We start from the raw sequence: 14,165 nt of genomic DNA on the forward strand, positions 1-14,165 counted from the left end.
ATTAACAATTCCCAATCCAAAATCCAAAATCTAAAATCTAAAATTCTTATGCTTTCCGTTATCTCTGTTAAAAATCTCGACCACTACTTTGGTCATGGTCAACTTCGCAAGCAAGTTCTATTTGATATCAACTTAGAAATTAACGCTGGCGAAATTATTATTATGACAGGGCCATCTGGTTCTGGTAAAACTACACTGTTGACGTTAGTTGGTGGGTTGCGTTCTGCTCAATCTGGGAGTTTGCAGATTTTGGGACAAGAACTTTGTGGCGCTAATGCAGGACAACTCACCCAGGCGCGATGCAATAACGGTTATATTTTCCAAGCGCACAATTTGCACGGTAGCCTGACAGCACTGCAAAACGTCAGAATGGGCTTGGAAGTACACAAAAATATTTCGCCCTCAGAAATGAAAACCCGGTCAGCGGAAATGTTAGAGGAGGTAGGATTAGGACATCGCCTGAATTACTATCCTGATGACTTATCGGGGGGACAAAAACAAAGAGTAGCGATCGCTCGTGCCTTAGTCAGTCGTCCTAAAATTGTGCTAGCGGATGAACCCACCGCCGCCCTTGACAGTAAATCGGGACGAGATGTAGTTAACCTTATGCAAAAATTGGCAAAAGAACAAGGTTGTACAATTCTTTTAGTTACTCATGACAACCGCATTTTAGATATTGCCGATCGCATAGTCAATATGGAAGATGGCAAACTAGTAAGCGATCGTGCTGTTGTGTCAGTAACTTAACTACCCATAAGGTTTTTTCCTCTACTCCCTACTCCCTATCAATAGTTAATACTGAAGCAAGGTGAGCAGGACGAGATAGATGTGGGCAATGTCCTCCAGGTAGTTCTATAGCATCAACTCCCAAACGCTTACGTGCAGCGTAGCGTGACCATGTAGGAGAGAGTATCCGGTCATCAGTACAAACAATATATTTACACTCTACATTTGGTAAAGCCTTCAAAGGATTGACCTCAAAAATATATGCCATTGATTGCTGCAAACGTCTTTTTGAGAATGCCCAGCGCATTACATCCGGTTGACAATCTTGATAGAAAAATTCCATCAATACTGCTTCATCTGAAAAGTCTTTACCAGCAGAAACTCGATTAAACATATAAGGTTCATCATCAAATTGTTCGAGTTGACGTGACTGTTTTGGTTCGTAATTTAATGATTTGAGGCTATCAGAATCAAGATGATGGGAAAATTGGTCAAGTGTACTGGTTCCTGGGTATGGAATAAGCGCAGTCAGGAACACCAATTGACGTACTTGATGGGCTTCTGCAACAAGGGGAATAACCGTACCAGCCATTGAGTGACCAACCAGCACAATATCATCATCAGTTTTTGGAAGCGCTTGCAATACGACATCTGCAAATTGCGATAAACTTGCAGATGGATCTTCAATTGGCAAATCCATTGCTACCGTTTTGTGGCCTTGCGCTTCTAAGTAAGGAATTAACAAATCCCAACACCAAGCGCCTTGGAACGCGCCGTGAACGAGACAAAAAAGACTCATAGTGATTTTAGGTAAGTTTTCCAACTTGTGGTTATCTTCTACCTTAAATTTTGTACTATTGTCAACAAGCTTTGCTGCTAGCTCACAAGACGCGGCGTCGCATAAGTGAAATGTTTATATATAGCGTTTCCCCCTTGCAAAATGCTTTTAAAGCAAGCGTCGTTTTTGTTGTTTGTGAAATATCAAAAGATGGAAGAATTAAACTATAATTTTGAATATAAAAACAGTCATCTGGCTCAATCCCAGCATTCATATCCTCAACGTTCTTCAATCGAGAGATTCACAATCTCAATCAAGTTCATTGCCATAAAAATTTATCAAAAAGTAACACCTAATGACTAATGAGATAAGTGAAAAATTAAAACTGTCTTCTGCTGATTTGTTAATGATCAGTGAGTCAGACTACCCTTTTGAGGTTGTTTTATGGACTGGTCAGGCTCAGAGTCTGACAACTCAAAAACTACTCCAGCTAACAAATCATCCCCAAGATTCGCAGGTTGAGGAAATAGAGTTAGATTATTTATTTCGGAATTGTGCCTATGAAAAAGAGTGGCACGACGAACAACAAAAACAAAATGTGAAAAAATTTCAAACACTTGTCCAGACGCTTCAAAATAACCTTAATGAAATCAAAGTTTATCGCATAGGTACGATAAATATTGATGTCTATATTCTCGGCAAAACCCCATCTGGAGATTTAGCAGGACTTTCCACCAAAGTTGTAGAAACCTAGCAGTTAAGGGACTTCAAAATAAAAAATATCCCAAAGCTGACCCAAAAATCCTCTTTACTTCTCCCCTCTCTGTGTTCTCCGTGTCTGGAGTGGTAACCTACGGCAAGCCGCTGCACGTCTACGTTGATTTGGATAATTTATTTTTTACAAATTCCTAATTCGGAATTCGTAACACTCGCCCCAAATTAGTATTACGAATTCCCAATTATATTAAAGCTGTGTAATTTTGATTAAACTACAAATTGTCAACTCTAGATTCAATCACAGATTGAACAGATGTAGACACATTAGATAAAAAATTGAAGCCTGTTTTGACTTCAATTGAATCAACAGAGACTCTATATGTTCTCCAATCATTATTTCTTATGCCTTGGGTGTTGGGCATATCAACGCTGATAACCCTCGTGCTAGTCGTAACTCCAGACGCCCCAGCACCAGGGTTATTTACTACAACAACCTTCCAAACTCTATTCGGAACTTGAACATTGCCATTGGTAATTGTATATTTTGTGCCATTTGAGCCGGTTCCACCAATACCGTAGGGGCCAGAAATAATATATAGTTCTTTCCCCTGGCTCACTAAGCTTCTCAAGTAGTTTTCTAGTGAAGCCCACGGCCCCTGATTATTATCGGGCGACTGTGGCACCATATTTGTCATTAGGAAGGTTGCAGAGTTATCCGTCACCGTTCTTGTTCTGTCAGCGGAAGGTGTCATGTGTCCTCTATCAAACCCGCTACCAGAATAGTCAGAGCCACCTACTCGATACCATCCTGTAGGGAGGCTGGTATCAGCGCGGAAGTCGTCTTGTCTTGCTGCTGAACCAAGCCACGACGAATTTAACTGCCAAGACACCCAATTTGGAGTCCCTCTGTCGCGGCTGTAACTGAGTGCATACTGGGGTTTTAATAATAAATAATTATTCGGATATGAGACGTTTGTTGTTGCATTACTCGGATTGCCCAAGGTTAGATGCACACTTGATGATTGTGCTTTTGTTGGGCGTAAATATGCAATCAGGGCTATAGGTAGGGCTATAGCTACACAAGGCAGCAAAAATTTAAAAAGCCTAGTTTTTTTCATACTTTTAGTATCTAAAGACACATTTAGTCTCTATGCCTTATGTCCTAAAATCAAGTATTCAGGGATACAAAAAGTATAAAATCTGGAAATTATTAAGCTGATTTGAGAATAATAGACGTAAACCCATACTTTGTAGCCATATCTCTCTTATTAGTCAAGAATTCAAGATACGCTTTTTTGTCAATTCTTTACCTGCTCATAACATTTACATAAGAAAGCTTTACATCAAAAAATATTATTTAAGAGAGTTCATATATTAATATATGTTGACAAAAAGCCAGAGAACACAAATATAAATTTAATATTTGGACAAAGATATAAATTTTAAAATTTTCATGACAAAAAGCATTTGTAATTTCAAAGCAATAAACAACTTGATTTATTAGGTAAAATTAATTATACTTTAGCGATTAATTGTAATGGGAATATAAATATAGCGGTTTGCAATTGCATGGAATACAGACAATTAGTAGGGTAGCACAGCTGTGCTACCCTACCCAGTACCCATTAAAATGAAAATCGCTATATTATATTGATATTTTCTTTATAGTTGCCTAGTCGTAGACTGTCTTAAACCTTGTCATGAGATAGTTTAGCATTAATTTATCTGGCTCAGAAAGACACAAATATTTATCTCTACTTACTAATAGCGGATTTCAAGTTGGTGAACTGCACAAAGTAAATCTCAAAGCCTGGGGCAAAGACTGTTTTACTTTTGAATTCTGTTAGCGCAGCGGGGCGTAGCCCATTCTGAATTCTGCTGTAATTTACATCTGATTGTTGGCGCTGTTACAACCCGTAATTTTAAAAACGTTTACCATACCTTAAGTTCTTTCATAAAACAAAAGTAGTTCACTAGGAACACAAACATCTGATTCAGTAGAGAGTTTTGTTATTTTCCTATCTGGCTAAATCACCTTATCTAAGTAAAATCTCAAAAATTTCCAATTTTGTTAAGGACTTCGCAGTGATAAATCAACAATATCTGAATTTTGAATTCTGATTTCTTCTTCAATTTGTTATTTTTTCTGCGCCACTAGTTAAGAGGTAATCTATGGTGCGAAATTCAAAGTTAGGGTACACAATGTTCCCTAAGTCTATTCTGCGTCCATCCGTTGCTATAGGTATAATTGCATCTTTATTGGTTGGCGGAATAAGTTTTTATACAATAAAACTCTGGCAAAATTCTGCCACCCAAGAAACACAAGTGCCGACAACACAATTGCCACAGTTAAAAACGGTAACAGCCTTAGGAAGAATTGAACCACAGGGCGAAGTAATTAAACTATCTGCTGCCGCTTCTGCGGAAGGAAGTCGGGTAGAAAAGTTGTTGGTGAAGGAGGGCGATAGGGTAAAAGCAGGACAAGTAATTGCAATTTTGAGCAGCCACGATCGCCTACAAGCATCATTAAAAGAGGCCCAGGAACAGGTAAAAGTAGCCCAGGCAAACTTAAACCGCACCCAAGCAGGTGCTAAACGCGGTGAAATTAGCGCCCAAAAAGCTGCGATCGCTCGCCTAAAAGCAGAACGTCAAGGCGATATTGACTCCCAAGCAGCAACAATTGCCAAATTCCAGGCCGAAGTGGAAAACGCCCAAGCAGAAAACGAACGCTATCAGCAACTATATGAACAAGGAGCAATTTCCGCCTCCCAGCGGGACAGCAAGCGTTTAAATTTGGCAACAGCCCAAAAAAATTTGCAACAAGCCCAAGCAGAGTTAAATCGCACCCAATCAACTAGCCAGCAACAAATCAAAGAAGCCACAGGAACACTCGATCAAATCAGCGAAGTTCGAGGAGTAGATGTAGCAGCTGCCCAAGCAGAAGTCAATCGTGCCCTAGCAGCCATGAATCTAGCGGAAGTTAACCTCAAACAAGCCGAAGTGCGATCGCCCCAAAATGCACAGATATTCGAGATCCACACTCATCCTGGGGAATTAGTATCAAATGATGGCATTGCTGATATCGGGCAAACCAGCCAGATGTACGTCATCGCCGAAGTTTACGAAAGCGATATCGGCAAAGTGCATTCAGGGCAAAAAGTCCAAATCTTTGGTGATTTCCTACCCATTGAATTACAAGGAATCGTAGATCGCAAAGGCTTGCAAGTGCGGCAGCAAAATGTCATTAATACCGATCCCGCCAGCAATATCGACAGCAGAGTAGTGGAAGTCCACATCAGACTAGATGAAGCCTCCAGCCAAAAAGCCGCCAACCTAACTAATATGCAAGTTAAAGCAGTAATTGAATTGTAAAAAGGGCATTGGGCATTGGGCATTGGGCATTGGTTATTCTTTCTCCCCCTGCCTCCCCTGCCTCCCCTGCTCCCCCTGCTCCCCCTGCTCTCTTACCTCCCTCATCCCCCTCATCCCCACTCCAAACTATGGGATTGATTGAACAATTGCGACGCCGAACCCCTCTAGGATGGCTGCAACTGAGTCATGAAAAAAGTCGTCTGTTGGTGGCATTGTTAGGCATTGCCTTTGCGGATCTTCTCATGTTCATGCAGCTGGGCTTTCAGACTGCGCTGTATGACAGTAACACTCGACTACATCGCAGTTTGCAAGCAGACATTGTTTTAACCAGTCCCCAAGCCCGTAACTTGCCAAGCTTGTCTACGTTTTCTCGGCGGCGACTTTACCAAGCAATGGATATACCAGGGGTGAAGTCGGCCCAAGCGATGTATTTCAACAACACAATCTGGAAAAATCCTGTAACACACCGCGAAACGGGGGTGTTAGTCATCGGTTTTAACCCAGACAAGCCAGCCTTTGATTTCCCAGATGTTAACCAGCAATTGCAGGCAATCAAGCTGCCGGGTGCGGTGTTGTTCGATCGCGGCGCTAGAGGAGATTATCAAAAAGCGATCGCCCAAATTGAGGAAGGTAAAATCGTCACTGCGGAAATAGAACGCCGCACAATTATTATTAGTGGTTTATTCCAAGTCGGGGCTTCCTTTGGCGCTGAAGGCAATTTGATTACCAGCGATCAAAATTTTTTGCGGCTATTTTCTGGACGACAGTCTAGCAGCGTCAGTCTAGGTTTGATTCAAATAAAACCAGGCTATGACCCAAAAAAAGTCGCAGCAATGCTCAAAGCCTACCTGAGAAATGATGTCAGAGTGCTAACCCACGCAGAATTTATTGAATTTGAGAATAACTTTTGGAGAACAAATTCGCCAATTGGGTTTATTTTCAACTTGGGTGTATCGATGGGTTTTGTGGTGGGCGTGATTATTGTCTATCAAGTCCTTTCCACCGATGTTAATGCCCACGTTCGGGAATATGCCACCTTCAAAGCAATGGGATATCGGAATTACTACCTGCTAGGTGTCGTATTTGAAGAGTCTTTGATATTGGCAGCACTAGGGTTTTTTCCCGGATTGGGAGTATCCTTAGCACTTTACCACCTGACTCGCAAAGCTACAAATTTGCCCATGTACATAACTTTGATTCGGGCATTACAGGTATTAGTGCTGACCATAATCATGTGTGCAATTTCCGGTGCGATCGCCACCCGCAAACTCCAAGCCACCGATCCCGCTGATATGTTTTAAAAAATGGGCAGTAGGGAATAGGCAATAGGCAATAGGGATTGAAAACCACTCCCCACGCCCCACTCCCCACGCCCCAATCCCCAATCCCCAATCCCCAATCCCCAAAACATGTTTCCCGTCATCTCCATCCATAATCTCGACCACTACTTTGGTCACGGCTCACTTCGCAAGCAAGTTTTATGTAATATCAACTTGGAGATTAACGCCGGTGAAATTATTATCATGACCGGCCCATCTGGTTCTGGAAAAACTACTTTGCTGACCTTAGTTGGTGGGTTGCGTTCTACCCAATTTGGTAGTTTGCGGGTGTTGGGACGAGAACTTTGTGGTGCTAGCGCCCAACAACTAGTCCAGGTGCGACGCCATAATGGTTACATTTTCCAAGCAGATAACTTGCATGGTAGTTTGACAGCACTGCAAAACGTGAAAATGGCTTTGGAATTACACAAACATATTGGGTTAAAAAAAATGCGAATTAGGTCAGCCCAGATGCTAGAGCAGGTGGGATTAGGTAACCACTTGCATTACTATCCTGATAAACTGTCTGGGGGACAAAAACAAAGAGTAGCGATCGCCCGTGCTTTGGTCAGTCATCCTCAAATTATCCTAGCCGATGAACCCACCGCCGCCCTTGACAGTCAATCAGGACGAGATGTGGTCAACCTCATGCAAAAACTGGCAAAAGAACAAGGCTGTACCATCTTGATGGTTACTCATGACAACCGCATCCTAGACATTGCCGATCGCATCCTTCACATGGAAGATGGTAAGCTCAACTCAAAAGTAAAACTATCAGCCTGAAGCTAATCAGCTGAAATTCATCTCGAAAAGTCTGATTCCCTACTCCCTAACTCCTGTAGAGACATGATTAATTGCGTCTCTACCTACTTTCTGCCTATCGCGCTGGCGCAGCGCTTCTCTGCGAGAGGCTTCTCGTAGAGAGGCTTCGCCAACGCCAACGTCAACGCCAACGCACACCACACAAATTAAGTTCAAAAATCAAAACTGATTACTATAAATTCTATAAATGACGGAAATTTGAGTTCAAAACTGGATTATTCGAGTTTATAACTTGAATAATCCAGTTTTAAACTCGATTATTCAATCTTACTAATCAAAACCAAAAAGAATTAAGTATAATCACTGAAATTTTACATATTTTACCAACACTCAAAAAATCTGTTATTACTATGTAGATGGAGATTAAAAATTACATACTAAGTTGAGCTAGCTTTGTGTAAAATCTTAATCACCTTAATTTTTTGGGTTACTTCTGGCACTTTCCCTCTGACTTAGCTGATTTGTCTGATTTACTTAGACTAACTTTGGCTTCATACTGTGGTATGAGTGTCCAGTTGAACAAGTGTCCAGTTGATTCCCAGATTTTATTCAAGTACCATTATGTAGTGAGTTTAACCATAAACAGTTTCTTTTGTTGCTTAACAAGTGATCCCTATGGCAAGCCACTAAAGCGTTTTTACCATCAATCAAGTGAAATTTTACGAGCAATCACAATGTCATACACTTTGGTTATTAGAGTTAATACAAATTAACAAAATTACACTTACAAATCATTCTTCGTCACTACCTGCTCGCTGTTTGCTTACTGTCCATAAGTACCTAGAGCATTTGCCAAACAAAATTTATGACTTTCAACAACATCTGCTGTCAAAAGGAAATACTACTGATAATAAGCTAGTCTATTTTCCAACACAAGCAAGGAATTTTTTGTAGCTCTATGATTACTGAGAATCGCACTAGTAATTCAAACAAGAACTTGCTCGGCTTTAATGTCAAAAGTTTGACAGCTAGTGGCCGTGCAATAAATTTGTTAAAGGGAATGTTTGCTGTTCTCCCCATCACCTGGGCATTGCCTGTAGATGCTTTGCAAGTAAAAGTGACTCCAACTAATCCTAAATTAGGGGATACACTTTCTGTCGAAATTAATTTAGATAATCCGGAGAATGCTACAAATCCAACAGTAGTTATTGGCAAAAATACATACCCAGCATTTGAAATTGCACCCAATCAGTATCGGGCTTTCGTTCCTACAACTCCCTTGGAAAAAGCTGGAACTAGATCGCTTCAAGTTACAGGAGATGGTCAGGTGCAAAACTTGGCGGTGAATGTGCAAAATCGCAAGTTCCCCGTACAACGCATTACTTTACCACCAGGCAAAGCTGGAGTGGACGCCACAGAGTATGAACTGAAGCGGGTAGCAGCTTTCAAAGCGCTACAAACACCAGAAAAATATTGGAATGGAGTATTCCTCAGGCCAAATGCAGGGCGAATGAGTACAACCTATGGTGTACGTCGCTACTATAATGGTAAATTTGCAGAGGACTACTATCATCGTGGCCTTGACTACGCTGGTGCTGCCGGCTCAGCTGTAATTGCCCCAGCCGCTGGGCGAGTTGCTTTGGTAGGTAGGGTATCCCAAGGATTTCGAGTTCACGGTAACGTAGTTGGCATTGACCACGGTCAGGGAGTGGCCAGTATTTTCATGCACCTGAGTCGTATTAACGTTAAAGAAGGTGATTTAGTTAAAGCTGGTCAACTCATTGGCGCAGTAGGTTCAACAGGTGCTTCTACGGGACCACATTTGCACTGGGGTCTATATGTCAACGGACTATCAGTAGATCCAACGCCTTGGCGAACTAAGGTCGTTAAATAGTAGAGGCGGAATTGATCGCGTCTGTGTATAATTTGGATATTTTTGCGTAAATTAGGCAAAATAAATTGGATTGATACCGTCCCTACCAAGCTTTGCAAACATAAATAATGATAAGCGTTATGAGTATCGAAAAAATTGTAGAACAAGCTCTCCAGGATGGTTATTTGACACCAGCAATGGAAGCGGAAGTCGGTAGAATCTGTGACAACGCTTCGGAACTCTCAATTGAAGAGTATATGGCGCTCGATCGCCTAATGGGTGCGCTATTGACTGGTGAGGTAGTGGCGGTACCTCGTAAACAATTCATTAACGTTATGGAAGAATTGGTGCTAACAGAAGCGATCGCCAGAGTCGCCGAAATTCAAGCCACCAGTGAAAGTTACCTTTCCCTAGAAGTTGGTGATATTGCAGCCTACGCTCTCAATCGGCTACCACCCTTATATGCAACTACAGAAGAAGGCGCTAACTACCAGCGCCAACGCGCTCAAGCAGAACTGCAAGAACTAATTTCCCAGCAAGTAAATGAGGCGATCGATCGTTACCTAGATCGACCTAGTTTTTTCCCAGAACGACAAGTCTTGGGCAAAAGTGAAGCTCTCGTGCAAATTGGTGCTTTGCTTAGAGCATATGCACCTAACTTTGAGCAAAAATCATAATTTTAAGAGTCATTGGTCATTTGTCCTTTGTCCTCTGTTACAAAATTCTGAGTGGAGGAAATCTCCGCTCAGATTTTGCGCTTTATCCTTTGCAAATGACCAATGACCAATGACCCTTAATTCAATCACGCACTAACACTGTTGTTCCTAAACTCACTTGCTCATACAACAATCTGACATCAGAATTACGCATTCTTAGGCAACCGTGGGATACAGCGGTTCCCAGTAGATCAATATCGGGTGTCCCGTGAAAGCCTATTTCATTCCGTCCATCTGACCAAAAGCCAATCCATCTATCTCCCAAAGGACTATCTGTACCTGCTTCAAATATTTTGCCAGTAATCGGGTGACGCCAGACTGGATAATGACGCATGTGCATTACTTGGAAAGAACCCGTAGGTGTTTCCCAACCTTTCTTACCTATAGCTATTGGGTAGCTGGCTATTACCTCGTCTCCTGCGTATACGTAGGTGCGGTGATCGCTTAAATCAACCACCACTTTTGTTTTACCAGATACTAACTTATTAGATGGTATTTGTTGGGCTGAAGCTTGAGGCCATAGAGCTTTTGGCCAATTAGCCACACTTGGATTTTCTTGTTCTGTTTGAGCCACCAGCCGCGTTTTGGTTGGTGTTTCTGTGGGATTAGCTGTATTCTTCTTAATTGTTTGGGACTTGGTTTCAGGGTTAACAGCAGAAAGCTTGAGCGTAGAAACTCTTTTGTCAGTTTCTTTAGCTACATTTTTCTTAATTTTTTTCGATTGAGTTTGAGATTTGAGTCTAGAAGACCTGCGAACTGTTGCTTTAGCTACATTCTTCTTAATTATTTTTGACTTAGCATCAGACCCAATAGCTGAAGACTTTGGTGTTAATTTCTTCTCGACAGTTGAGCCTTGGGTCTTTTCAACACCAGACACAGATGCACCCAGTGCAACTTGCCCTAAACTCACCTGTGAGAAATTCTTATAGGCTTCCTCTGGGCGGCTTTCCTTAGGGTTGGTTAGGTTAGAACCTTGCCCCATCGAAACAGATGCAGACTTTTCAAGCTGCCGTTGTGCCGTAGTAATGCGCCAATGCACAGCTAATGACAAAAATGCTGTGCCAAAACAAAGCAACATTACCATACGCCCTACAGATTCATTTCTTAACATTGCTATCGCCTATTGTTTATCCCTGACGTATCCAACCGAAGAATTGGATGGGTTCATCATCCGATCATCAAAAATTTATCAATACTTATCACTTCTGTTATAAATCTGCCAATAGCTCTGGGCAAACTAAGGCTATACGCATTGTCCCAGAAGCAAAACTCCAAGTGAGGAATCTCATTCCTCCAAAGTTCAGGAGGTCGTAAGCCTCTACTCAGACTTTGTGGTGGAACTTTGGAAATGCAGCAATCAATTGTTAATGGTGTGGACGGGAGAAAAACCATGTTTGAAAAACTATTGCTAGCAGTCACGATTACATTTTCCCTCAATTTATTTTTTCAAGTTCACCTACCAGAACAAAATAACACTGGTGCTAGTTACGGAGTACAACCAGAACAATCAGCAACTATTCTGGTAAGAAAATCAAAAAAGTAAACCACCATTATTATCACCACCAGACCAGCCCAACTTCCAAATTATTGCCTAAATTTTAAAGGTATCAAGAAGTTAGAATTACAAAATTTTGATCCTCATTCTTATAACCAAATTTAATTATTTTGATCAAGCGTATATACCCAGTTGCTAAAAGTAACAAAATGTGCATCTTTCATGTGCCTTTGTTAGCTGATGGGTGAAATAGAAACATGCAAGCAGTATAAGGAAAAAGAGCTTCTCTTGACTGCTATAAATTTACCCAAATTTGTATGCCTCAGTGTTCCAGTCATAAATCCGTCACCTTAGCAAGGAACTTGTGCCTCATTAGCAGGTCTAATAGAAAGGGATGATTTAGAGCCAGTACGATCTATGAGTCAGTCGATTACTGTATCCTGGTCAACGGTTGATGCAAAGTATCCAGAAGCATCAGTGCAAGTTGACAAACTTCCTAACCACGATTTAATTTTGCGTTGTCAAGCTGGACTGCGCCCGGATCGTGCTGCGTTTGCGGAACTATTGCGCCGCTATCAAACCCAAGTTGATAGGGTTCTATACCACCTAGCTCCAGATTGGGGTGACAGAGCTGATTTAGCTCAAGAGGTTTGGATTCGAGTCTATCGGAATATTAACCGATTACAAGAGCCTGCTAAATTTCGGGGCTGGTTAAGCCGCATTGCAACCAACTTGTTTTACGATGAGTTGCGAAAACGCAAGCGCATTGTCAGTCCTTTGTCACTCGATGCTCCCCGCTCAGTAGAGGATGGCGAGATGGATTGGGAAATTGCTGGCGATACCCCAGGACCGGAAGAAGAACTCACAACTCGAGAATTTTACGAGCAACTACGGGAAGCGATCGCGGATTTGCCAGAAGTATTTCGTACTACTATTGTCCTGAGAGAAATTGAAGGCATGGCATACGAAGAAATTGCTGAAATTACTGGAGTTTCCTTGGGAACGGTCAAATCAAGAATCGCCAGAGCTAGATCCAGATTGCAAGCTCAGTTGCAAAACTATCTAGATTCCTAATTTACAGTATTTTGCCTCTACCCAATGGCGGAATTTAAGCATTGATTAAGAATTAGCAGAAAGATATAGATTACTTCTGCCGTTAGGAGGAAAATTGAGTAATTTTTCCGAATTTTCGGTTGACTTTACCCGTGTATGAATTGGTAATAATGTTAAGATGACTACTGATTCTCAGTTTGATGATCGTTCCCACTTACAACTTCCTGAAGATTTGTCAGATGGAATAGTTGAGTATACCAATGAATCAACGGGTTTTATGGATATGGTGAAGCGCGATCGCTTCGAGTTATTAAGTGCTTATCTCGATGGTGAAGTCACAGCAGCCGAACGCAGGCAAGTAGAAGAATGGTTGGCAAATGATGCCTCAGTTCAATGCTTGTATGCCCGACTGTTAAAAGTTAGACAGGGCTTGCGGACTCTCCCAGTGCCCACACCCCAACAGTGTCCAGAAGCAACAGCCCAGCAGGTATTGGCACGTTTGCGCCGACGTTCTCGTTTCAACTGGATGGTTGGAAGCGCAGCCGCAGCGGCTTGTGTAATTGGGGCAGTATCTGGCTTATTACCTGGTGGTGGTTCGAGAACACCACAACTGGCACAACGGCCACAAATACAACCAATACAAACCTCGTCAGCGTCTGTTGTACCTCCTTCCTCGCTAATGGTGGGGCTAAATAATCCGGTAATTGAAATTCCGAAAGCAGCAGTAGCCTCTCCGGAAAATTCAATTTATCTAGTACCGCCGCAACGTCGGGACTCCAGAGACGACATAAATTAATTAATCTCAAAGTTAACAGTTTATAGATAATAACTGTACTTAGTTATACCGGAGCCACTCCACCAACCGTCAGGTTGGAGGACACCTCCTAATTTGTCAACTTGCTCTAAACTCATCAAGTAAACCCAAGCCCATCCCAGAGAAAGCCATTCTCCCTGATAAACCTCGATAGTTTTTCGGCCATAGAGGTTTTCTGACATTTGTCTAGTGGGGTGGTAATCTTCCAACACATCTAGCTGATTTAAAATCATTGGGTTGGCAAAAGATAGTAAATATCCGTACACTTGGCTATCTCCTGGCGTCATTGCTGGGTAGCCCATTGGCAAAGCAAACAATTTGCCTTGTACAAAAGCTCTTTTGACATCTACAACTTTGCCAGCACAGTATCTCTTATAGTTACCTTCACCTGGTTTGAGGGTACCGTAAACAAAAACCTGCACCAAATCAGAAAATTTTATATTTGATTCAAACATCGCCTATTTTAACCATCTGATTTCTTTGCCTACCATCTACAATATGGAGGCAGATACGATAACAGATTATAGTAGGAGAATTTTT

General features: G+C 41.8%; 15 protein-coding genes. 10 read left to right on the top strand and 5 right to left on the bottom strand.

Features of this window, described 5'->3' with window-relative positions; genetic code table 11:
- The first annotated feature begins 48 nt into the window (after positions 1-48).
- Positions 49-747 (top strand): DevA family ABC transporter ATP-binding protein, encoded by a 699-nt coding sequence (locus IQ276_RS01370; protein WP_190884224.1) that lies wholly within the window; start codon positions 49-51, stop codon positions 745-747.
- Positions 748-775: 28 nt separating this feature from the next.
- Here the strand turns inward: IQ276_RS01370 and IQ276_RS01375 are convergent, their stop codons facing one another.
- Positions 776-1,525 carry an alpha/beta fold hydrolase gene (locus IQ276_RS01375; RefSeq protein WP_193921001.1) on the bottom strand — a complete coding sequence of 250 codons (750 nt, stop codon included), beginning with the start codon at positions 1,523-1,525 and terminating at the stop codon, positions 776-778.
- 334 nt (positions 1,526-1,859) lie between these two features.
- Here IQ276_RS01375 and IQ276_RS01380 point away from each other — a divergent pair, with 334 nt between their 5' ends.
- On the top strand, positions 1,860-2,258 hold the full coding sequence (locus IQ276_RS01380) for a nuclease A inhibitor family protein (RefSeq protein ID WP_193920999.1): 399 nt from the start codon (positions 1,860-1,862) through the stop codon (positions 2,256-2,258).
- Between the two features lie 235 nt (positions 2,259-2,493).
- Here IQ276_RS01380 and IQ276_RS01385 read toward each other — a convergent pair whose 3' ends face one another.
- Positions 2,494-3,339, bottom strand: coding sequence for a DNA/RNA non-specific endonuclease (locus tag IQ276_RS01385; RefSeq protein WP_193920997.1), 846 nt, complete (start codon positions 3,337-3,339; stop codon positions 2,494-2,496).
- Between the two features lie 1,057 nt (positions 3,340-4,396).
- Here IQ276_RS01385 and IQ276_RS01390 point away from each other — a divergent pair.
- From IQ276_RS01390 to IQ276_RS01400, 3 genes are all read left to right on the top strand, one after another.
- On the top strand, positions 4,397-5,593 hold the full coding sequence (locus IQ276_RS01390; RefSeq protein ID WP_193921005.1) for an ABC exporter membrane fusion protein: 1,197 nt from the start codon (positions 4,397-4,399) through the stop codon (positions 5,591-5,593).
- A 128-nt stretch (positions 5,594-5,721) separates the two neighbouring features.
- Positions 5,722-6,894 carry an ABC transporter permease DevC gene (gene devC / locus IQ276_RS01395; protein WP_190884220.1) on the top strand — a complete coding sequence of 391 codons (1,173 nt, stop codon included), beginning with the start codon at positions 5,722-5,724 and terminating at the stop codon, positions 6,892-6,894.
- Between the two features lie 108 nt (positions 6,895-7,002).
- Positions 7,003-7,695 carry a DevA family ABC transporter ATP-binding protein gene (locus IQ276_RS01400; protein WP_235115342.1) on the top strand — a complete coding sequence of 231 codons (693 nt, stop codon included), beginning with the start codon at positions 7,003-7,005 and terminating at the stop codon, positions 7,693-7,695.
- A 39-nt stretch (positions 7,696-7,734) separates the two neighbouring features.
- On the opposite strand, the gene IQ276_RS01405 is transcribed toward IQ276_RS01400, so the two are convergent.
- Positions 7,735-7,890, bottom strand: coding sequence for a hypothetical protein (locus IQ276_RS01405; protein ID WP_193913678.1), 156 nt, complete (start codon positions 7,888-7,890; stop codon positions 7,735-7,737).
- A 742-nt stretch (positions 7,891-8,632) separates the two neighbouring features.
- Here IQ276_RS01405 and IQ276_RS01410 point away from each other — a divergent pair.
- Positions 8,633-9,568, top strand: coding sequence for a M23 family metallopeptidase (locus tag IQ276_RS01410; RefSeq protein ID WP_193913676.1), 936 nt, complete (start codon positions 8,633-8,635; stop codon positions 9,566-9,568).
- Positions 9,569-9,687: 119 nt separating this feature from the next.
- A complete protein-coding gene (locus IQ276_RS01415; RefSeq protein WP_193913674.1) occupies positions 9,688-10,224 on the top strand; it encodes a late competence development ComFB family protein in 537 nt (178 codons plus the stop codon).
- 121 nt (positions 10,225-10,345) lie between these two features.
- Here the strand turns inward: IQ276_RS01415 and IQ276_RS40645 are convergent, their stop codons facing one another.
- A complete protein-coding gene (locus IQ276_RS40645; protein ID WP_235116304.1) occupies positions 10,346-10,975 on the bottom strand; it encodes a L,D-transpeptidase in 630 nt (209 codons plus the stop codon).
- A 636-nt stretch (positions 10,976-11,611) separates the two neighbouring features.
- On the opposite strand from IQ276_RS40645, the gene IQ276_RS01425 reads away from it, so the two are divergent.
- The 3 genes from IQ276_RS01425 (at position 11,612) to sapG (ending at position 13,607) form a co-directional block, all read left to right on the top strand.
- Entirely contained in the window at positions 11,612-11,806 is a 195-nt protein-coding gene (locus tag IQ276_RS01425) for a QAALIT motif small membrane protein (RefSeq protein WP_190884217.1), read from the top strand.
- A 369-nt stretch (positions 11,807-12,175) separates the two neighbouring features.
- Entirely contained in the window at positions 12,176-12,832 is a 657-nt protein-coding gene (sigG, locus tag IQ276_RS01430) for an RNA polymerase sigma factor SigG (RefSeq protein WP_190884216.1), read from the top strand.
- A gap of 157 nt (positions 12,833-12,989) precedes the next feature.
- Entirely contained in the window at positions 12,990-13,607 is a 618-nt protein-coding gene (gene sapG / locus IQ276_RS01435; RefSeq protein WP_193913673.1) for an anti-sigma factor SapG, read from the top strand.
- Positions 13,608-13,627: 20 nt separating this feature from the next.
- On the opposite strand, the gene IQ276_RS01440 is transcribed toward sapG, so the two are convergent.
- The gene (locus tag IQ276_RS01440) at positions 13,628-14,080 is read right to left on the bottom strand and encodes a gamma-glutamylcyclotransferase family protein (RefSeq protein ID WP_193913672.1); all 453 of its coding nucleotides are present in this window, start codon (positions 14,078-14,080) and stop codon (positions 13,628-13,630) included.
- Positions 14,081-14,165: the final 85 nt, after the last annotated feature.

The organism is Desmonostoc muscorum LEGE 12446 (assembly GCF_015207005.2).
GTDB classification, from domain to species: domain Bacteria; phylum Cyanobacteriota; class Cyanobacteriia; order Cyanobacteriales; family Nostocaceae; genus Nostoc; species Nostoc muscorum.

Coding starts and splice junctions, on each gene's coding strand:
- IQ276_RS01410 (WP_193913676.1), top strand. CDS start 8,633: ATGATTACTGAGAATCGCACTAGTAATTCAAACAAGAACTTGCTCGGC.
- IQ276_RS01375 (WP_193921001.1), bottom strand. CDS start 1,525: ATGAGTCTTTTTTGTCTCGTTCACGGCGCGTTCCAAGGCGCTTGGTGT.
- devC (WP_190884220.1), top strand. CDS start 5,722: ATGGGATTGATTGAACAATTGCGACGCCGAACCCCTCTAGGATGGCTG.
- sigG (WP_190884216.1), top strand. CDS start 12,176: ATGAGTCAGTCGATTACTGTATCCTGGTCAACGGTTGATGCAAAGTAT.
- IQ276_RS01400 (WP_235115342.1), top strand. CDS start 7,003: ATGTTTCCCGTCATCTCCATCCATAATCTCGACCACTACTTTGGTCAC.
- IQ276_RS01380 (WP_193920999.1), top strand. CDS start 1,860: ATGACTAATGAGATAAGTGAAAAATTAAAACTGTCTTCTGCTGATTTG.
- IQ276_RS01440 (WP_193913672.1), bottom strand. CDS start 14,080: ATGTTTGAATCAAATATAAAATTTTCTGATTTGGTGCAGGTTTTTGTT.
- IQ276_RS01370 (WP_190884224.1), top strand. CDS start 49: ATGCTTTCCGTTATCTCTGTTAAAAATCTCGACCACTACTTTGGTCAT.
- IQ276_RS01415 (WP_193913674.1), top strand. CDS start 9,688: ATGAGTATCGAAAAAATTGTAGAACAAGCTCTCCAGGATGGTTATTTG.
- sapG (WP_193913673.1), top strand. CDS start 12,990: ATGACTACTGATTCTCAGTTTGATGATCGTTCCCACTTACAACTTCCT.
- IQ276_RS01425 (WP_190884217.1), top strand. CDS start 11,612: ATGCAGCAATCAATTGTTAATGGTGTGGACGGGAGAAAAACCATGTTT.
- IQ276_RS01385 (WP_193920997.1), bottom strand. CDS start 3,339: ATGAAAAAAACTAGGCTTTTTAAATTTTTGCTGCCTTGTGTAGCTATA.